Raw genomic sequence first — 21,394 nt, forward strand, 5'->3', positions numbered from 1 at the left:
GCTCGAGGGAGCCTTGTTGAGCCCACTTTCTACGTAGCCCTTCGTTTCTCCCGCTCCAGTTCTCGACCCGTCTGAAGCATCAGCTTGCGCAGCCAGATCGAGCCGGGGTCCATCTGCGCGCGCGTCGGGTAGAACATGAACTGCTCGTCGATGCCGGGATCGAGCGGCGGCGTCACGACCGCGAGCGACAATCGCCGGGATAGCGCTGCGATGAGGCGGCGCGGCACGAACGCCACGAGATCAGTGCGCGCGACCACGTGCAGCGCCTCGATATAGCCCGGCACGACCAGCGCGATGCGGCGCGCGATGCCCTTGCTGCGCAGCCAGCTGTCGATCAGGTCCTCGTTCTGGCCGCGGATGATCACCGCAACGTGCCGCGCTGAGAGGAACGCCTCGCGCTGCTTCAGCCTGGCTCCGACCGGATGACCGCGCCGCACCGCCAGCGCGTCGCTGTCGCTATAGAGAAGCTGGCGGTGGAAGCCCTTGAAGGCATCGCCGATCGAGATCACGACATCGATGGTGCGGGCGAACTCCGCATGGAAAATCGCAGGTCCCCGCCATGGCACCACGTCGATGCGAACGTTCGGCGCAAGGCGCGTGACCTTCTCCATCAGCGGGGGCATCAGCAGTTCGACCGCGAGATCCGGCATCATCAGGCGGAACTGCCGCTCGCTCCTTGCCGCATCGAAGGCGTCGGGAACGAAGAGCCCGCGCACCTGATCAAGCGCCTGCGCCAAGGGTGCGCGCAGGGCTTGCGCCCGCGGCGTAAGCTCCATCCGCGCGCCGGTGCGAACCAGCAGCGGGTCGCCGAAGATCGCGCGCAGTCGCTGCAGCGCGTGGCTCGCCGCGGGTTGCGACAGGCCGATCCGCATCGCCGCGCGGCTGACGCTGGCCTCTCGCAGCAGCGCGTCGAGTGCGTTTAGCAGATTGAGATCAAGCGAATTCAAATTCACAAAGCGAATACATATCATAATATCTATCGATTGGAAGAATTGTACCGCGGTGGCGATGATCGGCCGTCATTCATGAACGGAGATGCCCTCATGAGCGCTGCCACAAACAAGAGACTGATCCAGCAAATTTTTGCTGTCGCGGGAAATCCCGATCCCTCCGCGCGCGACCGGGCGTTGTTCACCGCAAGCCTCGCCGACGATGCCACCTGGGTGGTGACCGGCCAATATTCGTGGTCACGCACGTTTGCCGGAAAGGTTTCGATCCTGAACGATCTGCACGGTCACGTCCGCTCACGGCTCAAGGAGCGGGCGCGGACTGTCGCCCATAACTTCATCGCGGACGGCGACTACGTCGTGGTCGAAGCGAAGGGCGACAACGTCACCACCGAAGGGGCGCGCTACGACAACGACTATTGCCTGGTGTTTCGGCTCGAGGACGGGAAAATCAAGGAAGTGCGGGAATATTGCGACTCGATCCTGACCGAAAAGGCGCTCGGGCGCTTTCCGGAGCCGCCTGCCGTGCGAGTGAGCTGAGTGCTATCGTGATTCCCGGGAAGCCGGATCTCGCGCGGCAACCTCAGGATTCCTGGTCCACGCGCAAGCGCGTGTCCGGAAATGACGGACACGGTGATAAACGGCAGCTCAGTCCGCCATCGCGGAGCGGACCTCGGCGCGCAGTTCGTCGATCAGCCTGAGGCCGTTCTTGGTCTCGACGTGCCAGAACGTCCAGCCGTTGCAGGCGGCGGAGCCCTGCGCTACCGCGCCGATGCGGTGGATCGAGCCGACTTTGTCCCCCAACATGATGGCGCCGTCGGCGCGGACCAGCGCCCCCAGGCGCTTCTTCGCGTCGAACAGTTTTGCGCCGGGCATGATCATGCCGCGCTCGATCAGTTCGGAGAACGCCACGCGCGGTGCCTCGCGGGCGGTAATGAACGGGGCGAGGCTTGCTTCCGGCAGCGGTTCGATCGCGGCGATGCGCGCCTCGGCCGCCTTGGCGTAGGTCTTGTCGCGCTCGAAGCCGATATAGCTGCGGCCGAGTCGCTTGGCGACGGCGCCGGTGGTGCCGGTACCGTTGAACGGGTCGATCACGAGATCGCCGGGTCTGGACGACGACAGCAGCACCCGCGCAAGCAGGTTTTCCGGCTTCTGGGTCGGATGAACTTTCTTGCCGTCCTTGCCCTTCAGCCGCTCGTCGCCCGTGCACAGCGGGATCAGCCAGTCGGAACGCGCCTGCACGTCTTCGTTGGCCGCCTTCAGCGCTTCGTAATTGAAGGTGTAGCCCTTGGCTTTCTCGTCGCGCGCGGCCCAGATCATGGTCTCGTGCGCGTTGGTGAATCTGCGGCCGCGGAAGTTCGGCATCGGATTGGACTTGCGCCAGACGATGTCGTTCAGGAGCCAGAAGCCGAGGTCCTGCATGATGGCGCCGACGCGGAAGATGTTGTGATACGAGCCGATCACCCAGATCGTCGCCGACGGCTTCATGACGCGGCGGCAGGCGAGCAGCCAGGCGCGGGTGAAGTCGTCGTAGGCGGAAAACGATGCAAACTTGTCCCAGTCGTCGTTGACGGCATCGACATGGGATTCATCGGGGCGCTTCAGATCGCCCTTCAGCTGCAGATTATAGGGCGGGTCGGCGAATACCAGATCGACCGAGGCAGCCGGAAGCTTCGACATCTCGGCGACGCAGTCGCCCACGATGATGCGGCTCGACGGGGACTCAAAATTTGTGCGGGGCGCCCTTGCAGACGCCCCGCGACGCGACTCAACCATGACTCAAGAACTCTGACTCAGGCGACGCTGTCGGCGACGCGGGACCAAACAACCGACTGGCCGTACATTGACTGGCCAAAGTAAAAATCGACTTAACCGCTCGCGCATTGATGCGTTTTGGTTGTGCATCACGCGCGCTTGATGCGCGAAGAAGTTTCGCGTCGCAGAAGTATCTTGCGCGTGCCGCACTGCGCGTGCAGCAGACGGCCTGAAGCGGCGACTTCGTGGCAAGTTGGCGTCCGAATTCGCGCCACGCGTCATTTGCCAGGGAGCGGGAGCTGACCAAGCGTCGCACTAGGCAATTTTTGCCGTACGAGATATTGAATAGTGCAACGCAATTTTTACGTTTGTGGCGCGCCGAGCCTGTACCTTGCGCCACGTCCTGGATTGAAGAGGAAAAGCCGCCATGCGTTACGATGATTTCCGCCGCAGTGACGACATCGAAGACCGTCGCGGCGAAGAGGGCGGAATGGGTGGCGGCGGCGGCTTCGGCCTGCCGATGGGCGGCGGCGGGCTCGGTATCGGCACGATCATCGTGCTCGGCCTGGTCGGCTATGCGTTCGGCATTGATCCTCGCATCCTGATCGGCGGCGCGGAGATTCTGTCTGGCGGCGGTGCGCCGACCTACCAGGCCGATCGCAGATCGGGCCCGGCCAAGACGGGCGCCCCGAAGGATGAAATGGGCGACATGATCTCCGGCATCCTGGGCGAGATCGATGATCGCTGGAGCGAGATCTTCCAGGCCAGCGGCCAGAAGTATACCGGGCCGCGCATCGTCCTGTTCCGCAACGCAACCAATGGCGGCCGCTGCGGCATGGCGCAATCCGCCATGGGGCCGTTCTACTGTCCGCCGGATCGGCAGATCTTCCTCGATACCGGCTTCTTCCGGCAGGTCGAGACGCGCTTCCGCGGCTGCACGGGCAGCGCCTGCAAGTTCACCACGGCCTACATCATCGCGCATGAAGCCGGCCACCATGTGCAGAACCTGCTCGGCGTCCTGCCGCGCGTGACCCGCCTGCAGCAGCAGGCTGGCAGCCGGTCGGAAGCCAACGCGCTGCAGGTGAAGGTGGAACTGCAGGCGGACTGCCTCTCGGGCGTCTGGGTCAATCGCGAAGCCAAGAAACGCCCGAACTTCCTCGAACCGGGCGACATCGAAGCGGCGTTGACCACGGCCTCGGCCATCGGCGATGATACGCTACAGCGACAGTCCACCGGGCGTGTTGTGCCGGATTCCTTCACCCACGGCTCGGCCGAGCAGCGTAAGCGCTGGTTCATGATCGGCTATCAGCAGGGAACGGTGCAGGCCTGCAACACCTTTGGCGCAGCGTCGCTGTAACGAGCATGGATTTCGTGGCCGGGCTTGTCCCGGCCATCCACGGTTTGTAAGTCCATGACGTGGATGCCGGCACAGGCCGGGCATGACGAGAGGAAGCAGTAATGTCCGCCACCGGCGAGCCAAAACAATTCGTCCCGCTCAACATCGCGGTGCTGACGATCTCCGACACCCGTTCGCTGGCCGACGACAAATCCGGCACGACGCTGGCGGATCGATTGACGGCGGCGGGGCATCATCTGGCGGGACGCGAGGTCGTCGTTGACGACGCCGACCCCATCCGCAGCGTCGTCAGGCGATGGATCGCCGATCCTTCCGTCGACGTCGTGATCACGACGGGCGGCACCGGCTTCACAGGCCGTGACGTCACGCCGGAAGCGGTCGAGCCGCTGTTCGAGAAGCGGATGGACGGCTTCTCGATCGCCTTCCACATGTTGAGTTACGGCAAGATCGGCACCTCGACCATTCAGAGTCGCGCCACCGCAGGGGTTGCCGGTGCCACCTACATCTTCTGTCTGCCAGGTTCGCCGGGCGCGTGCCGCGATGCCTGGGACGGCATCCTGGCAGCCCAGCTCGACTACCGCACGCGGCCGTGCAACTTCGTCGAGATCATGCCGAGGCTTGACGAGCACCTGCGGCGGCCCAAGGCCAAGGGCGCCTGAGCATCGCTCGACACGTCGCCACGCGGGGCGTCACAGCTCGCGTTCCCAGGTTTCTCCGATCAGGCTCTGACCGAAGCTGCGGTGCGGTTCAGTTGCAACCAGCGTAAACCCGGCGTCCTGGTAGATCCTGCGCGCCGCAAGGAGGATGCTTTGGGTCCACAACGTGATCCGACGATAGCCGCATTGCCTTGCAAATGCGATGCACTCGGCGACAAGGCGCTGGCCCAGGTGCTGCCCTCGCGCGGCGGGATCGACCAGGAGCAGCCGCAGTTTGGCGACGTCATCGCTCGCCTTGACCAGGAACACCGAGCCGACCGGCGTGCCGTCGATGTCGGCAATCCAGCAGCGTTCGCGCGAGGCATCGAAGGCGGTAACGAACTTGCCGACGATCTCCGCCACCAGCGCCTCGAAGGTGGCGTCAAAGCCATATTCGCCGGCGTAGAGCGCGCCATGGCTTTGCACCACCCATCCCATGTCGCCCGGCCGCGGATCGCGAAGGGTTGCCGCGGAAGCAGCCGGCGACCCCAGCAGCGCTTCGATCGTGGACATCGCTGTCGTGAGGCGGGTGAGGTGGCCGTCCGGCAGTGCGGATAGCATTTCGGCGACGTGGCCCTGTGACAGGCTTTCCAGCTTCGCAAAGGCCTGACGTCCTTGGGCGGTCAGGCTCAGCCGGTATTGCCGCCGGTCGGCGGCGAGCGGCTTGCGGGTGATGAGCCCGTTCTCCTCGAAATTCTGGACGATGCGGCTGAGGTAGCCGGGATCCAGACCGAGCTCGATCCCGATCTCCTTGGCGGAAAGCTCATCGCCATGGGCAAGCTCATAGAGGACCCGGGCCTCGCTGAGCGAGAACGGGCTCTTGAGCAAGTGCTGATCGAGTACGCCGAGCTTGCGGGTATAGAAGCGGTTGAAGGCACGGACCGCCAGGATCTGGTCGGGGGAAATCTGCCGAGTCATGGAGCACCTCAATAGTTGCCACTGTCAATCAATTGATTGACTTTGGCAAGTTTTCGAGCTAGGCCACGACGTTGACGATCCGGCAGCGCAGCAGGGTCCGGGAAGAGCGGCCAAGCCGCCGCAAGAATTGGGCTTCGGAGCGGCGGGCATGCGGCTGGTAGCCGCCGAGCCGGTCATAGTGATCGCGCGCGATCAGGAGCCCCTGGTCGCCCAGCGGTCCCAGGATGTTCCGCCTCACCAGCCGCAGGGCATCGCGCACCGGCGTGTCGGCGTAAGGCGAGCGAGCGTGGCGGAATACGGCGGCGCGCGGCCGTCCGCTGGCGGCCACGGTCCGAATGAATTGCGAGGTCTCCTCGATCCAGCCAGTTTCCAGGACCGCGCCGGCGTGCAGGAACATCAACCACGGCGAGCGGGCCTGCAAGGCGCCCGCCGCGAGTGCCGCGCCTGCGGATCCCTGGAAGGTGAGGAAACGGCAGCCTGCGACGTCGGCAACCCGCTCGATCACGCCGGTACCGGTGCGATCGATCAGCAGGACCTCGCGGATTAGGCCGGCGGCGGCCCCCGGCACCAGCGCCGCAAGCGTGGCTACCGCCGGCGACTCGGCGCCCTCAGTCGCAATGATGACACTGAGCATTAACTGTAAGCTTTAATCGCTAACAACCTGAAAACTCGGGGTACTACTATCATTCTGTCATAGTTGAATCATCCGCAATCGGTGTTTTTGCGGGAAACGGGTTAACTGGTGTGCGGCATCCGGATGCCCCGATGGAAGATCAACGACAGCGCCGCCGCGCACTGCCGTGCGATCGTCATCTCCTCATCGATGAGAGTTATGAATCCTCGACCCGTGCTGGGCGCTCATGGGCGCGTTTCCGCCGCCGTCTGCGGTGACGATCATGCTCAGTTCCCGGCCTCGGCGGATGTCCTTCCGCCGGCGCTGTCGGGCCATACCCAGTCGCGGACTTGCGGCATGTCTTCACCGTGCTCGCGCACATAGCGCGAATGCTCGATCAGCGCATCGCGGAACTGGCGGCCGACCCGGGCAGCCTTGGTCCCATGGCCGGGCACGCGCTCGATCGCTTCAAGGGCCAGATGATAGCGGTCGAGCCGGTTCAGCACGACCATGTCGAACGGCGTGGTCGTGGTGCCTTCTTCGGCAAACCCCCGGACATGCATCCCCGCGTGATTGGCACGCCGATAGGTCAGGCGGTGGATCAGGTACGGATAGCCGTGATAGGCGAAGATCACCGGCTTGTTGCGCGTGAACAGGGCATCGAAGTCGCGATCGCTCAGGCCGTGCGGGTGTTGCTCCTTGGGCTGCAGCGTCATCAGGTCGACGACGTTGACGACGCGGACCTTCAAGTCGGGCAGGGCTTTGCGCAGCAGGTCGACGGCTGCCAGCGTTTCCAGGGTGGGGACGTCGCCGGCGCAGGCCATCACGACGTCGGGCTCGGCACCCGCCTTCTCCGTTCCCGCCCATTCCCAGATGCCGATGCCGGCTTCGCAATGCGTCGCCGCCTCCCGCATGTTCAGCCACTGCGGCGCCGGCTGCTTGCCGGCGACGATCACGTTGATGCGGTTGTAGGTGCGCAAGGCATGATCGGCGACCCACAGGAGCGTGTTCGCATCCGGCGGAAAGTAGACGCGGACGATGTCGGCCTTCTTGTTGGTGACGAGATCGACGAAGCCAGGATCCTGATGGCTGAAGCCGTTATGGTCCTGCCGCCAGACATGCGAGGTCAACAGATAGTTGAGCGAGGCGATCGGGCGCCGCCACGGCAGGGAGCGCGACACCTTCAGCCATTTGGCGTGCTGATTGAACATGGAATCGACGATGTGGATGAAGGCCTCATAGCAGGAGAACATGCCGTGCCGTCCGGTGAGCAGGTAGCCCTCGAGCCAGCCCTGGCACAAATGTTCGCTCAAGACCTCCATCACGCGGCCGTCCTGGGCGAGATGGACGTCATAAGGCTTGGTCGGCTCCATCCATATCCGCTCAGTCGCCTCGAATACCGCGTCGAGCCGGTTTGACGCGGTCTCGTCCGGACCCATGATTCGGAAGTTCCGCGCCTGCGCGTTCTCCATGACGACATCGCGCAGGAACTTGCCGAGCTCGCGCGTTGCTTCCGCAACCGCACCGCCCGGCCGCGGCACCTCGACCGCGTAGTTGCGATAGTCCGGCAGCTTGAGCTCGCGCTTCAACAGCCCGCCATTGGCGTGCGGGTTGGCGCCCATGCGCCGGGTCCCGGCGGGGGCGAGCGCCTGCAGCTCGGGCACGAGCCGGCCCTTCGCATCGAACAGCTGTTCCGGCTGATAGCTTCGCATCCATTGTTCGAGCAGCTTCAAATGGGCAGGGTTTTCGCGCGGATTGGCGATTGGCACCTGATGCGCGCGCCAGAATCCTTCCACTTTCAACCCGTCGACTTCCTTCGGGCCGGTCCAGCCTTTCGGGCTGCGCAGCACGATCACCGGCCAGCTCGGCCGTTCGCAATGTTTGCGCCCGTCGCGCGCGTGCTCCTGAATCGCGCGGATGCTCTTGAGCGCGCTGTCCAGCGTCTCCGCCATCAATCGATGCATCGAGTGGGGATCGCTGCCCTCGACGAACAGGGGCTCGTGCCCGTAGCCGACGAGGAGATCGCGGAGTTCGTCGTCGTCCATGCGGCCGAGCACGGTCGGGTTGGCGATCTTGTAGCCGTTGAGATGAAGGATCGGCAGCACGGCGCCGTCACGCGCGGGATTTAAGAACTTGTTGGAATGCCAGGATGCCGCGAGCGCCCCGGTCTCGGCTTCGCCGTCGCCGATCACGCAGGCGACGATCAGGTCGGGATTGTCGAACGCGGCGCCATAGGCGTGCACCAGCGCGTAGCCGAGCTCGCCGCCTTCATGGATCGAGCCTGGCGTTTCCGGGGCGGCATGGCTTGGAATGCCGCCGGGAAAGGAGAACTGGCGGAGCAATTTGCGCAGGCCTTCGGCGTCGCGCGTGACGTCCGGATAAATCTCGGTGTAGGTGCCTTCGAGATAGGTGTTGGCCACCATCCCGGGTCCGCCATGGCCGGGGCCGCAGATGTAGATCACGTTGAGGTCCCGGGCGCGGATGACGCGGTTGAGATGAGCGTAGATGAAGTTCAGACCCGGCGTCGTGCCCCAATGGCCGAGCAGGCGCGGCTTGATGTGCTCCGGCCGCAGCGGCTCGGTGAGCAGGGGATTGTCGAGCAGGTAGATCTGCCCGACCGACAGGTAGTTGGCGGCGCGCCAGTAGCGGTCAAGCAGGTCCAACTCGCTGTGCTGGGCGCTCTTGGCGTGGGCGGTTGTCGCTTCCATGTGAACCTCCCTCCGGCGACAGTGACCAACCCGATCGCCCCCCGATCGATCCTGTGCGTAGGCGCCACTCCGGCCAATCTGCGGATCAACTGTTCTTGTTCTTGCTTTGTTCTCGTGTCGTGCTAGGGTGCGCCCATGAGTCGAGCATCCTCTCATGCCCTCAAGCACCCGCCGGTGAAGGTGCCCTCCGAGCCGGCGGGTGCGCCATCCGACTTTCCCGAACTTGCGGTCGCCATCGATCACGGGCGCCGCCGAGGCCGCGGCGCGCAGTCCAATGCCAGCGGCAGATATGAGGCCGAGGCGCGTGTTGCCTTCGACGACGGCTGGCAGAGCCTGGACGAGCTGCCGCCGTTCAAGACCACCGTCGCGCCCGACACCGCACGCAAGGTCATCACCCGCAACGACTCCCCCGATATCGGCTTCGACCGCTCGATCAATCCCTATCGCGGCTGCGAGCATGGCTGCGTCTACTGCTTCGCAAGGCCGACCCACGCCTATCTCGGCCTGTCGCCTGGACTCGATTTCGAATCGAAGCTGTTTGCCAAGCCCGACGCGCCTGCGCTTCTGGAAAAGGAGCTCGCCGCGCCGGACTACGAGCCGCGCATGATCGCGATCGGGACCAATACCGATCCCTATCAGCCGATCGAGCGCGAGCGGAAGATCATGCGCGGCATTCTCGAAGTGCTGGAGCGAGCCGGCCATCCCGTCGGCATCGTCACCAAGTCGGCGCTGGTGTTGCGCGATCTCGACATTCTGGCGCGGATGGCGAAGCGCAATCTCGCCAAGGTCGCCGTTTCGGTCACCACACTCGATCCCAAGCTCGCGCGCAGCATGGAGCCGCGGGCCTCGACCCCGCCGAAGCGGCTCGAAGCGCTGCGCCTTCTATCGGAAGCCGGCATTCCGACCACCGTGATGGTCGCGCCGGTCATCCCCGCGCTGAACGATGCCGAGATCGAACGCATTCTCGATGCCGCGGCGCATTCCGGCGTCAAGGAAGCAGCCTATGTGCTGCTTCGGCTGCCGCTCGAAGTGCGCGACCTGTTCCGCGAATGGCTGCTCGCCAATTATCCGGACCGCTATCGCCACGTCTTCACCCTGATCCGCGACATGCGCGGCGGGCGCGACTACGACTCGCAATGGGGAACGCGTATGAAGGGCACGGGTCCCATGGCCTGGACCATCGGCCGCCGCTTCGAGATCACCTGCGACAGGCTTGGCCTGAACAAGCGCCGCTCGAAACTGACGACCGACCATTTCGCCAGGCCCAAGCGCGAAGGCCAGCAGCTCAGTTTGTTCTGAGCTCGTTTCAATCTGCTAGCCGGCGCGCTCGGTTCACCTCGCCCCGCTTGCGGGGAGAGGTCGAAATTCGCGCGAAGCGCGGATTTCGGGTGAGGGGGACTCTCCACGAGCGCCTCTGTCGACACTCCCCTCACCCCGACCCCTCTAAGAGCGAGCTTCGCTCGTCTCGACCCGCAAGCGGCAGGGCTATCGCATATGCAGATTTCGGTGCGCCCTGTTTGGTCAGCCTTCCCACGAACTCGTCATGCCCGGCCCTGTCCCGGCCATCCACGTCTTGGTGTCCGCGTGAAGACGTGGATGGCCGGGGCCAAGCCCGGCCATGACGACGTGGAAAGTTCGGCGCCGATAACGCATATGCGATTGCCCTGCCTAACGTGGAGCGGCGGGCGTTTACGGCCATTGCGGGATGAAGGAATGCCGGTGATTTGCCCGACGCGTCAAGTTGCCGTTCGCATGGCGGCTACTTTGCATGGGGTTGTTTTCGATATTTTGGCAGCGCGCCCCTCCGAAGGGGACCGCAAGCGGGGAGAGGGAGTACGGCGGCTGCTCCGGTCTGAATAACGGGAATTGCCGCAAGTTCCCGGTTGCGCCGGTGGGACGGGCCTGCGCACGATCCCGGCCATGATTCGGGACAAGTCCGCCAAGCCCCAAGCCGTGAGCAAAGGCAAGACCCAGGCAAAGGATCTTGCCGGGAAGGAGCCGGTGCGGGCCAAAAAGCCGTCGAACGGCATCATTGCCGTGGCGCCCCCGACCTTCCGGCGCGAGCGCGCGCTGATCAAACGCGGGATATGGCCGGTTGCGGGTTGCGACGAGGCCGGCCGCGGCCCCCTGGCGGGACCGGTGGTGGCGGCCGCCGTGATCCTCGACCCCAACCGCATACCGAGGGGCATCGACGATTCCAAGCGGCTGACGGCGGAACAGCGCGAGAAGCTGTTCGACAAGATCTGCGCGACCGCGCAGTTCGCGGTGGCTTTCGCGTCGCCGTCGCGAATTGATCGCGACAACATTCTCCGCGCCTCGCTGTGGGCGTTAAAGCGTGCGGTGCAGGCGCTGCCCGAGCCGCCGAAGCACGTCTTCGTCGACGGCCGCGACAAGATCGACGTGTCGTGCGATTGCGAGGCCGTGATCGGCGGCGACGGCCTTGTGGTGTCGATCGCGGCGGCATCGATCATCGCCAAAGTTACGCGCGACCGGCTGATGCGCGCGCTGGCGCAGGAGTGCCCCGGCTATGGCTTCGAATCGCACAAGGGCTATGGCGTACCTGAGCATCTGGACGCGCTCGACCGATTGGGCCCGTCGGTTCACCACCGCAGCTTCTTCGCGCCGGTGGTCGCGGCGCGCGAGAAGCACCAGCCTTGGACTATCGATCGGACGATCGAACCCGATCTGTTCTCGCTTGACGTGCAGGTCGAGGTCGAGGCGCCGACTGGAATCTAGGTCTGCTGCAACTTCGGTTGCCTCGGCGCGCCGCGCGCTTTATCAGACATTCGAGATCGAAGGGCCGGCTTTGGCGAGGTTGGCTGCGTAGTTCGGACGTTGCATGCGGTTTACCTCCCTGGTCATCGAGCTCATTCGCGCCCGGCCGCGGCTGGTCGTTTGGATCGTGGTGCTGTTGCAGGCGGCGCTGTGGCTGTTCGTTGCGCTCCTGTCGTACCGAAGCCCGCCTGGCGACCTTGCCGTCGCGCTTGCCTTCGGCCGCGAGTACCAGGTCGGCACCGACCTGGGGCCGCCGCTTTCGTACTGGCTCGCCGATATTGCCTACCGCCTCGCGGGCAACCACGCCTTCGGCGTCTATCTGCTGGCCGAGATCTGCGGCATCGCCACCTTGTGGATCATCTACTTCCTGGCGCGCGCGATCGTCGGGGGTCAGCAGGCGGTGCTCGTCGTGCTCCTGACCATGACGATCCTGGCCTTCGGTTCGCCTGCGCTTGAATTCGGCCCGGAGGTCGTGGCGCGCCCCCTGTGGGCGCTGATCCTCTGGCATTCGTGGCAACTGATCGGGCAGAAGCGGGGCAATGTATGGTTCGCCTGGTCGATCGAAGCGGGGCTCCTGCTGCTGACGACCCCTGCCGCGATCGAGCTGTTGCTGCTGGTTCTGGTGTTTGCACTTGCGACTGCACGCGGCCGCCAGACGCTGAAGGCGCTCGATCCCTTGTTTGCGCTGCTTGTGATCGTGGTGCTGGCGCTGCCCTATGCGATCTGGCTGATCCGCGCCGACGCGCTTCTCCTGCCCGCCTTGCCAACGCTTGCCGACCTGGACGGGCGGGCGGTGCACGGCGCCTGGCTTGTCGGCGGGCTGCTGCTCGCCATGGCCGCCATCCCGGTCCTTTCGCTGCTCAACACGGGCTGGTTCGCGGGCAAGGAAGAGGAGGCGCCGATCATCTACCGGCCTTCGGTCGAGCCGCTGGCGCGCAGTTTCGTCCATTACTTTGCATGGGCGCCGGCGCTGGTCGGCGTCTTGATCTCCGGCCTGTTCGGGCTCGATGGCGTCGTCGGCGGCTCCGGTCTCGTTCTGTTGATGGCCGGGCTCGCAACCGTGATTGCGAGCGGCGATCTGCTCCAGCTTCGCCGGCAGCGCGTGCTGCGCAGCGTCTGGGCGGTCGCCATCGTGGCGCCGGTCATCCCCGTGGTCGCAACGGCGCTGTTCCTGCCCTGGACCGGCACCGGCGGAGCCGCAACCTCGATGCCGGCGCGCGCCATCTCCGAGTTCTTCGACGACAGTTTTGTCCGCCGCACCAACCAGCCGTTGCGCGCGGTCGCCGGCGAGACGCAGCTCGCGGCCCTGATTGCGCTTCATGCGGGGCGCCCGCATCTGTTCATCGATGCAAGGCCGGAGCGCACGCCCTGGCTGACCCCGGCCAGGTTCAACGAGACCGGAGGTGTCGTGGTCTGGCGCGCCTCCGATACGTCCGGCACGCCGCCGCCGGAAATCGCACAACGCTTCCCGGGCCTGGTGCCGGAGGTGCCGCGCACGTTCGACTGGCTGGTGAACGGCCGTCAGCCGTTACTGCGGATCGGTTGGGCCATCATACGGCCGAAGGGGACGTAGTTTTGACCGTCCGCGCGCGAAGGAACGTAGGGTAGGCAAGCGAGGCGTGCCCACCACGCCTCATCACGGAACATAGAGGTGATGGTGGGCACGCTTGCCCACCCTGTGCAGTGATCTCGCTATGAACTTAGCTTGATGACTTAGCTTGCTCCAGCGCCCTCGCGATGGCGCGCAAATCCTGCCAGGCCAGCCGCTTGTAGCCGGGCGAGCGCAACAGATAGGCCGGATGGAACGTGGGCAGCGCGCGGATGACGCGCGTGCCGGTATCGTAGTCGAACCAGCGCCCGCGCGTGCGCATGATGCCCTCGCGCGTTCCCAGCAGGGCCTGGGTCGAGGGATTGCCGAGCGTGATCAGGAGGTCGGGATCGACAAGCTCGATCTGGCGCCGGATGAAGGGCAGGCAGATCTGCGTCTCCTGCGGCGTCGGGGTGCGGTTGCCGGGCGGACGCCACGGGATCACGTTGGCGATGTAGGCCGTCCCTCGGTCGAGGCCGATCGCGCCGATCATGCGATCCAGGAGCTTGCCGGACCGTCCGACGAACGGCAGCCCTTCGAGGTCTTCGTCGCGTCCGGGGGCTTCGCCCACGAACATGATGCGCGCCTCGGGATTGCCGTCGGCGAAAACCAGCCGCGTGGCGGTATATTTCAGCGCGCAGCCCTCGAACTTGTCCATCAACTCGCGCAACGCCTCGAGCGTCGGCGCGGTGCGCGCGGCCTCGCGGGCCGAGGCGATCGCCACGTCCGGCGGCGTGGCAGCCTCGCTGCGGAGTACCGCCGGTGCCGCAACGGACCGCTTTATCCCGACGGGAGTTACCTCGATGGGAGGCGCCTCGCGCGGGGCCGGCACGGGCTCGGGCTCGGCGAGACGGTTAACCGGCTCCTCCGCCAGCGCGCAGTCGACGCCGGCCTCGAGATAGAAGGCCAGAAGTTGCTTAAGGGTGGGCGCGGGTTCGGGGATCATGGCGACAATGGCCTATTTAGGTCAGTTTAGGCGCCCTTGCATCCCCGCGGAATTCATTTCCGTGGTTGTCCTGCCCCGAAAAATCGGAAAGAAGAGTGCCAACGCCAAAGGAACCGCCTCAAGCGCCGAGATCACACCATGAGTACCGAAGAACTCCCCCCGCGTGAATCCATGGAATTCGACGTCGTGATCGTTGGCGCCGGCCCGTCGGGCCTGGCGGCCGCGATCCGTCTCAAGGAGATCAATGCCGATCTCAACGTCGTCGTGGTGGAGAAGGGCTCCGAAGTCGGCGCGCACATCCTGTCGGGCGCGGTGATCGATCCGGTGGGCCTCGACAAGCTCATCCCCGAGTGGCGCCAGGATCCCGATTGCCCGCTCAGGACCCCGGTCAAGGACGATCATTTCTACTGGATGACCGCGGGCGGTGCGATCAAGCTGCCCAGCTTCATCATGCCGCCGCTGATGCACAATCATCAGTGCTATATCGGCTCGCTGGGCATGGTGTGCCGCTGGCTGGCGCGCAAGGCGGAGGCGCTCGGGGTCGAGATCTATCCGGGCTTTGCCGCCACCGAAGTGCTCTATGATGACAAGGGCGCGGTGCGCGGGATCGCCACCGGCGACATGGGCATCGCCAAGGACGGCTCGCTCAAGCCGTCCTTTACCCGCGGCATGGAACTGCTCGGCAAGTACACGCTGCTCGCCGAAGGCGCGCGCGGCAGCCTCTCCAAGCAGCTCATCAACAAGTTCGCGCTCGATGCGAAATGCGAGCCGCCGAAGTTCGGCATTGGCCTGAAGGAAGTCTGGCAGATCGATCCGGCCAAGCATCGCAAGGGAACGATCCAGCACTCCTTCGGCTGGCCGCTCGACGGCAAGACCGGCGGCGGCTCGTTCCTCTATCACTATGACGACAACCTCGTCGCGGTCGGCTTTGTCGTTCACCTCAACTACGACAATCCCTATCTGGCGCCGTTCGAGGAGTTCCAGCGCTTCAAGGCCCACCCCGCGATCCGCGGCACGTTCGAAGGCGGCAAGCGCCTCGCCTATGGCGCACGCGCCATCACCGAGGGCGGCTACCAGTCGGTGCCGCGGCTTTCCTTCCCGGGCGGCGCGCTGATCGGTTGCGCGGCCGGCTTCGTCAACGTTCCGCGCATCAAGGGCGTGCACAACGCGATGGGCAGCGGCATGCTCGCGGCCGAGCACATCAGCGCGGCAATTGCCGCCGGCCGGGCCAATGACGAGCCGGTCGAATACGAGAATGCTTGGCGCTCCTCGCCGGTCGGCAAGGACCTCTTTCCGGTCCGCAACATCAAGCCGCTGTGGTCGAAGCTCGGCACCGTCCTCGGCGTCATGCTCGGCGGTTTCGACATGTGGTGCAACACGCTCGGCTTCTCGCTGTTCGGCACCCAGTCGCACGGCAAGCCCGATCGCGCCACGCTCGATCCGGCCAAGACGTACACGCCGATCTCCTATCCCAAGCCCGACGGCAAGATCACCTTCGACCGGTTGTCGTCGGTCTTCCTTTCCAACACCAATCACGAGGAGGACCAGCCGGTTCACCTTAAGGTCACCGATATGAACCTGCAGAAGGCCTCCGAGCACGACGTCTATGCAGGTCCCTCCAACCGCTATTGTCCGGCCGGCGTCTATGAATGGGTGGACGAGGCAACAGGTCCGCGCTTCGTCATCAACGCCCAGAACTGTGTCCACTGCAAAACCTGCGACGTGAAGGATCCGAACGGCAACATCACCTGGGTTCCGCCGGAAGGCGGCGGCGGACCGAACTACGAGGCCATGTAGCCACCATTATTTGAGCGCAATGTCGCAGACGGTGCCCGCGGCCACGATACGGCCACACTAGTCGGTGTTTTTGGGCGATCGGGTCCGGCTGGCAGGCGTTCGGCCGCCGAATCGCCAGCCCGTATCCTTGCGGTAATGCGCCAAAAGCGGCATTGTCCCGGTGACGATGGTGCAGGGTCCGATGCCACCGGTCGCGTTCGCATTCGAGACGACCCTTACTCCTTAAAAGCCAAGGCGAGCCGTGATGATTTCCAAACGTTTCAACCGCTGGACCGTTGTTGCCATTGCCGCGCTCGCCGTCTCCGGTGTGGCCTCGGCGCAGACGCCGGATCATCCGGCCGACAACGCGGCGCAGTTTCCGACCCGGAACGATCTGAAGTCGCTGACCACGGCCGGCAGCTATCTGGCCGCCCGCCACGCCAGTGTCGAGCGCGATGCCGCATCCGCCGCGAAGTTCTACCGCTCGGCTCTGCGCAACGATCCCAAGAACAACGAGTTGCTCGATCGCGCCTTCATCTCGTCGGTCGCTGACGGCGACATCGACGAGGCGGTCAAGCTCGCCGAACGGATTCTCGCGGTCGACAAGTCCAACCGCGTGGCGCGACTCGTCGTCGGCGTCCACGACCTTAAGCTGAAGAAGTACGCCGCCGCGCAGACCAACATCAATCAGTCGATCCGCGGTCCGATCACCGACCTCGTGGCGACGCTGTTGTCGGCCTGGGCCGTCTCCGGCGCCGGCGACGCCAAGACTGCCGTCGCCAACATCGACAAGCTGGCCGGGCCGGAATGGTATCCTATCTTCAAGGACCTCCACGCCGGTATGATCCTGGAGCTCGCGGGCAAGGAAAAGGACGCCGGCGTCCGCTTCGAGCGCGCCTACAAGCTCGACGACTCCATGCTCCGCATCACCGAGGCCTATGGTCGCTGGCTGTCGCGCAACAAGGACAGTGCCTCGGCCGCCACGGTCTACGAGTCCTTCGACAAGAAGCTCGCGCGCCATCCCCTGATCCAGGAAGGACTGCGTGAGATCCGGGCCGGCAAGAAGGTGCCGCCGCTGGCCGAATCCGCGCAAGCCGGCGCGGCCGAAGCGCTCTACGGCATCGGCGCCGCGCTCACGCGCCGCGGCGGCGAGGACCTCGCGCTGGTTTACCTGCAGCTCGCGCTTCATCTGCAGCCCAGTCATCCGCTGGCGCTGCTCTCGCTCGCCGACCTCTACGAGTCGGTCAAGCGGCCGTCGATGGCGATCAAGGTCTATGAGCGGGTGCCGGCGAGCTCGCCCTTGAAGCGCAACGCGCAGATCCAGCTTGCGACCGATCTCGATTCCGCCGACCGCGGCGAGGAGGCGATCAAGATCCTGAAGAACGTGATCGCGGAAGATCCCAAGGATCTCGAAGCCATCATGGCGCTAGGCAACATCGAACGCGGCCGGAAGAAGTTTGCCGATTGCGGTCCGACCTATTCCAAGGGCATCGCGATCCTGCCGCCGAACAACGACAAGGCCAACAGCGTCTGGTACTACTATCGCGGGATCTGCGAAGAGCGCTCCAAGCAGTGGAACCTGGCGGAAGCCGACATGAAGAAGGCGCTCGAGCTGCAGCCCGAGCAGCCGCATGTGCTGAACTATCTCGGCTATTCCTGGATCGACCAGGGCATCAATCTCGACGAGGGCATGAAGATGATCAAGCGTGCCGTCGAGCAGCGCCCGGACGACGGCTACATCGTGGATTCCCTGGGCTGGGCCTATTACCGGCTCGGCAACTACGAAGAAGCGGTGAAGCACCTCGAGCGCGCGATCGATCTCAAGCCCGAGGATCCCACGATCAACGACCATCTTGGCGACGCCTACTGGCGCGTAGGCCGCACCCTGGAGGCAAAATTCCAGTGGTCGCATGCCCGCGACCTGAAGCCCGAGCCGGAGGAGTTGCCGAAGATCCAGGCCAAGATCGATAACGGGCTGCCGGAGGACAATTCGCCGGCTGCAGCGGCTTCAAATGAAAAGAAGAAGGAAGACGGCAAGGGCGGCTGATCGGAGCGGCGGCGGCCGGGCGAAGGGGAGTTGGGGCGAAGGGCTTTGTGGGGGTTCGTCGCTGAATGACGATGCTGGTTGATGAGGCACGGGCGAAGGTCAACTTGAGCCTTCGCGTGGTGGGACGCCGCACGGACGGTTACCACGATCTGGAGAGCGTGGTCGCATTTGCGGACTGCGCCGATCGGTTGACGCTGGAGCCCGGGCCGGAGCTCAAGCTTGAGACCGCGGGGCCGCTCGCGGCCGAGTGCGGCGAGGTTGCGGACAACCTGGTGATCAAGGCGGCACGGCTGCTGGCCGAGCGCATTCCCGATCTGAAGCTCGGCGCGTTCACGCTGGAAAAGGTTCTTCCCGTCGCGGCCGGTATCGGCGGCGGTTCGGCGGATGCGGCGGCCACGCTGCGGCTGCTCGCGCGATTGAACGGGCTCAGCCTCGACGATGCCCGCCTGCAGGAGGTTGCGCTTCTGACCGGCGCCGACGTGCCGGTGTGCCTGCTCTCGCGCGCCTGCGACATGGCCGGGGTCGGCGAGACCTTGTTGCCAATGAACCTACCGAACATGCCTTGCGTGATGGTCAATCCGCGCATTCCAGTCGCCACCAAGGATGTGTTCAAGGCGCTCGGCCTGCGCCCCGGGCAGCTTCGGGTCGGAGCCGCCGCCGTGATCGAGACCCCGGGCTGGCCGTCCGCCGGCGCCTCGATCGGCGCCTGGGTCAAGGTGCTTGCCGTCGTTTCCAACGACCTCCAGGCGCCGGCCAAGAAGATCGAGCCCGTAATCGGCGATGTACTGAACGCGTTGCGGAGTGCCGAGGGTGTGCGACTGGCGCGCATGTCGGGATCCGGCGCGACCTGCTTTGCGATTTTCGAAGAGGCCGGCCGCGCGCAGGCCGCTGCGGAAAAGATCAGGCGCGATCATCCCACCTGGTGGGTGCACGCGGGAACGCTGAGCTAGAGCATGATCCGGAAAAGTGCGCAGCGGTTTTCCGAAAAGATCATGCTCAATCAAAGACCTAGAGCGCGATGGCGATTCAACCTAATCCCGTCGCGCTCTAGCGCAATGAGGCTGCATTAAGTTGCCGCTTCTCCCGCGCGTCCTGCACGTGCGGGCTACGCGACTGATCGCATCGGACAATCAGGTAAACGGAGGAAACGATGACGCAGGCGCAGGACGCGGTTCGGGTCGAGCGCGACGGTCCCGTTACGACGATCATCATGAGCCGGCCCGAGCGGCGAAACGCGGTCGACGGACCGATGGCCCTCAAGTTGCGCGAGGCATTCCGCTCGTTCGAGGCGGACGAGAGCCAAAGGGTTGCCGTCCTGTGGGGTGAGCACGGCATGTTCTGCGCGGGCGCAGATCTCACCGCCGTCAACGATCCTTCGCGCCTGCATGAACTTGACCCGGAAGGCGGCGGCGACGGGCCAATGGGCCCGTCCCGGATTGCGCTGTCAAAGCCGATGATCGCCGCCGTGGCCGGCTACGCCGTCGCGGGCGGGCTGGAACTGGCGTTGCTTGCCGACATGCGGGTGGCGGAGGAGGGCGCAACCTTCGGCGTGTTCTGCCGGCGGTGGGGCGTCCCCTTGATCGACGGCGGCACCGTCCGCCTGCCGCGTATCATCGGCATGGGCCGCGCGCTCGACATGATCCTGACCGGTCGTCCGGTCGGAGCGCAGGAAGCGCTTGCCATGGGACTTGCCAACCGCGTCGTCCCGGACGGGCAATCGCGCGCCGCGGCCGAGCAGCTCGCGCGGGAAATCGCCGCGTTTCCGCAAAGCTGCATGCGCGCCGACCGTCGCTCCGCCTATATGCAATGGGACCTGCCGCTCGCCGATGCGCTGCGTCAGGAAGGCCGCTGGGGCGCGCCGATCGTCGCGATGGAAGGCAAGGCCGGCGCCATGCGCTTCGAGCGTGGATCGGGCCGCCACGGCCGGTTTGACGAGGGGGCGTGAAAAGCGGCTCGTGATCCACGCGATGCCCATCGACACATGATGCCGACCTGCCGCGCTGGAGTAGGGCGAACGTGCGCCAAAGGTCACGTGCTGGCTGATTGAGCCCCACGCGGCTTTTCTCGCGCACTCAAGCGCGGCCTCCCTGGGACTTGGCTGGCTGGCTCTCTTCCTGTCCGAGCAGCTTTTGGGTTGCTCGATTGATGAAGTGAGTTCTTCCGCACGCAGGACACCTCACCGGCAAAAACTCGTTCGGCGTGGCATCGGTGTCTTCCTCGATCAGGCGCTCGACATTCACGCCGGTCTGGGGACAGCGGAAGATCACCTTGGTCATCAATCAAGAAGCTCCTTGAGGGTGATCTGTGCGATGTCGCCGGGGTCGCCGCCATTCTTGCCGATCTCGATGACCTTCCTTGCGATCATCTCAGTGACGGCATTGCTTTGGTTGAGTAATTGGAGATGGTGCAGGACTTGCTGATAGGCCTGCTTGACGTGCTCGACCCGCGCCTGTTCAAGCCCCGAACCTTCCAACATGCGTCTGATCGTCATGCCGCCGCTTCACCGGAGTCAACGAGTCGGCAGCCTACGGCCGCTTCATGCGGGGGGAATATAAAGCAGGTTAAGATTGCTTCTCCGGACGGCAGATTTCGAAACGAAAGCCCACCCGGCGCCCGGCCGGGCAAATCACCTCAAAAACCCGTCAAGCCCCCGCGGCAAAAATATTTCGCTTTTCCGGAATTCGGATTTGGCGTATAGATCGCCCGTCCCGCCCGACACGAGGGGCGTAGGCGTCGTCACGAAACGTGGGCTGGGATGCGGTGGACGCAGCAGCGTCGGCGCGAAACGGCGATCGCAGGGCAAGCCTCCGGGCATGTGAACGATTTGCCGGCGCGCAGGACGAACGGCGCTGGTAACGTCTTTGCTGGAGCTTGATGGGGCCTTGTGGCTCCGAAGCTTCAGCGGAGGCGGATGCGTACGGCAAAACCGTGTGGTCCTGGCTGCCGTTGCTGCAGTCAAGCTCCGCGGACGCGTCTTTGATCCAACCGGGTCTAAGACGTCGTTAATCTGCGGAGCGACGGTGACAAGAAGGAATTCGTCGCCGGGGAGAGCACGGCATAAGCCGTAAAGCCACTGCGCAGGGAAGGCCGGGTGTCGTCGGCTGTACCTGTATGCTCGTGTGCGCCTACTTTGCGCAGACTGCACACGAGACCGCGGGTGCAGCGGGCACCCGGTCTTCCCTGCGCCCTCTGTTCGAAGAGGGTGAGGAGATCAGGCAAAACTCGGACGCAATGCGCCGCGAGAAGGCGAATTCGTGCCTCATGCGTCA

Annotated in this window: 18 protein-coding genes; 10 read left to right on the plus strand and 8 right to left on the minus strand. The window is 64.8% G+C overall.

Features of this window, described 5'->3' with window-relative positions:
- Positions 1-29: 29 nt before the first annotated feature.
- Positions 30-953 carry a LysR family transcriptional regulator gene (locus HY852_RS14975; protein ID WP_291605543.1) on the minus strand — a complete coding sequence of 308 codons (924 nt, stop codon included), beginning with the start codon at positions 951-953 and terminating at the stop codon, positions 30-32.
- Between the two features lie 90 nt (positions 954-1,043).
- On the opposite strand from HY852_RS14975, the gene HY852_RS14980 reads away from it, so the two are divergent.
- Complete coding sequence (locus tag HY852_RS14980; protein ID WP_291605544.1) at positions 1,044-1,487, plus strand: nuclear transport factor 2 family protein; 444 nt, start codon at positions 1,044-1,046, stop codon at positions 1,485-1,487.
- A gap of 108 nt (positions 1,488-1,595) precedes the next feature.
- Here the strand turns inward: HY852_RS14980 and HY852_RS14985 are convergent, their stop codons facing one another.
- On the minus strand, positions 1,596-2,723 hold the full coding sequence (locus tag HY852_RS14985) for a site-specific DNA-methyltransferase (protein WP_291605545.1): 1,128 nt from the start codon (positions 2,721-2,723) through the stop codon (positions 1,596-1,598).
- Between the two features lie 406 nt (positions 2,724-3,129).
- Between HY852_RS14985 and HY852_RS14990 the strand changes: the two genes are divergently transcribed.
- Positions 3,130-4,059 (plus strand): neutral zinc metallopeptidase, encoded by a 930-nt coding sequence (locus HY852_RS14990; protein WP_291605546.1) that lies wholly within the window; start codon positions 3,130-3,132, stop codon positions 4,057-4,059.
- A 101-nt stretch (positions 4,060-4,160) separates the two neighbouring features.
- Positions 4,161-4,718, plus strand: coding sequence for a molybdenum cofactor biosynthesis protein B (gene moaB, locus HY852_RS14995; RefSeq protein ID WP_291605547.1), 558 nt, complete (start codon positions 4,161-4,163; stop codon positions 4,716-4,718).
- 30 nt (positions 4,719-4,748) lie between these two features.
- Here moaB and HY852_RS15000 read toward each other — a convergent pair whose 3' ends face one another.
- The 3 genes from HY852_RS15000 to HY852_RS15010 form a co-directional block, all read right to left on the minus strand.
- Positions 4,749-5,672, minus strand: coding sequence for a helix-turn-helix domain-containing GNAT family N-acetyltransferase (locus tag HY852_RS15000; protein ID WP_291605548.1), 924 nt, complete (start codon positions 5,670-5,672; stop codon positions 4,749-4,751).
- A 58-nt stretch (positions 5,673-5,730) separates the two neighbouring features.
- Positions 5,731-6,306 carry a glycosyl transferase gene (locus tag HY852_RS15005; RefSeq protein ID WP_291605549.1) on the minus strand — a complete coding sequence of 192 codons (576 nt, stop codon included), beginning with the start codon at positions 6,304-6,306 and terminating at the stop codon, positions 5,731-5,733.
- A 266-nt stretch (positions 6,307-6,572) separates the two neighbouring features.
- Positions 6,573-8,993, minus strand: coding sequence for a phosphoketolase (locus HY852_RS15010; RefSeq protein ID WP_291605550.1), 2,421 nt, complete (start codon positions 8,991-8,993; stop codon positions 6,573-6,575).
- A gap of 135 nt (positions 8,994-9,128) precedes the next feature.
- Here HY852_RS15010 and HY852_RS15015 point away from each other — a divergent pair, with 135 nt between their 5' ends.
- The 3 genes from HY852_RS15015 (at position 9,129) to HY852_RS15025 (ending at position 13,341) form a co-directional block, all read left to right on the plus strand.
- Positions 9,129-10,292: a PA0069 family radical SAM protein gene (locus tag HY852_RS15015; RefSeq protein WP_291605551.1), complete on the plus strand. Its 1,164-nt coding sequence runs from the start codon at positions 9,129-9,131 to the stop codon at positions 10,290-10,292.
- Positions 10,293-10,913: 621 nt separating this feature from the next.
- Complete coding sequence (locus HY852_RS15020; RefSeq protein WP_291605552.1) at positions 10,914-11,729, plus strand: ribonuclease HII; 816 nt, start codon at positions 10,914-10,916, stop codon at positions 11,727-11,729.
- A 103-nt stretch (positions 11,730-11,832) separates the two neighbouring features.
- A complete protein-coding gene (locus HY852_RS15025) occupies positions 11,833-13,341 on the plus strand; it encodes a glycosyltransferase family 39 protein (RefSeq protein WP_291605553.1) in 1,509 nt (502 codons plus the stop codon).
- A 127-nt stretch (positions 13,342-13,468) separates the two neighbouring features.
- On the opposite strand, the gene HY852_RS15030 is transcribed toward HY852_RS15025, so the two are convergent.
- Entirely contained in the window at positions 13,469-14,302 is an 834-nt protein-coding gene (locus HY852_RS15030) for a uracil-DNA glycosylase (RefSeq protein ID WP_291605554.1), read from the minus strand.
- Positions 14,303-14,440: 138 nt separating this feature from the next.
- On the opposite strand from HY852_RS15030, the gene HY852_RS15035 reads away from it, so the two are divergent.
- From HY852_RS15035 to HY852_RS15050, 4 genes are all read left to right on the plus strand, one after another.
- Entirely contained in the window at positions 14,441-16,099 is a 1,659-nt protein-coding gene (locus tag HY852_RS15035; protein WP_291605555.1) for an electron transfer flavoprotein-ubiquinone oxidoreductase, read from the plus strand.
- A 244-nt stretch (positions 16,100-16,343) separates the two neighbouring features.
- On the plus strand, positions 16,344-18,125 hold the full coding sequence (locus HY852_RS15040) for a tetratricopeptide repeat protein (protein WP_291605556.1): 1,782 nt from the start codon (positions 16,344-16,346) through the stop codon (positions 18,123-18,125).
- A 65-nt stretch (positions 18,126-18,190) separates the two neighbouring features.
- Positions 18,191-19,075 (plus strand): 4-(cytidine 5'-diphospho)-2-C-methyl-D-erythritol kinase, encoded by an 885-nt coding sequence (locus HY852_RS15045; RefSeq protein ID WP_291605557.1) that lies wholly within the window; start codon positions 18,191-18,193, stop codon positions 19,073-19,075.
- Positions 19,076-19,275: 200 nt separating this feature from the next.
- The gene (locus HY852_RS15050; protein ID WP_291605558.1) at positions 19,276-20,070 is read left to right on the plus strand and encodes a crotonase/enoyl-CoA hydratase family protein; all 795 of its coding nucleotides are present in this window, start codon (positions 19,276-19,278) and stop codon (positions 20,068-20,070) included.
- A gap of 127 nt (positions 20,071-20,197) precedes the next feature.
- Here HY852_RS15050 and HY852_RS15055 read toward each other — a convergent pair whose 3' ends face one another.
- Positions 20,198-20,401, minus strand: a complete 204-nt coding sequence (locus tag HY852_RS15055) for a hypothetical protein (RefSeq protein ID WP_291605559.1) — start codon at positions 20,399-20,401, stop codon at positions 20,198-20,200.
- Entirely contained in the window at positions 20,401-20,616 is a 216-nt protein-coding gene (locus HY852_RS15060) for a hypothetical protein (RefSeq protein ID WP_291605560.1), read from the minus strand. Before HY852_RS15060 ends, HY852_RS15055 begins: the two co-directional genes overlap by 1 nt.
- Between the last annotated feature and the right edge of the window lie 778 nt (positions 20,617-21,394).

This window comes from Bradyrhizobium sp. (assembly GCF_016213215.1).
GTDB lineage: Bacteria > Pseudomonadota > Alphaproteobacteria > Rhizobiales > Xanthobacteraceae > Bradyrhizobium.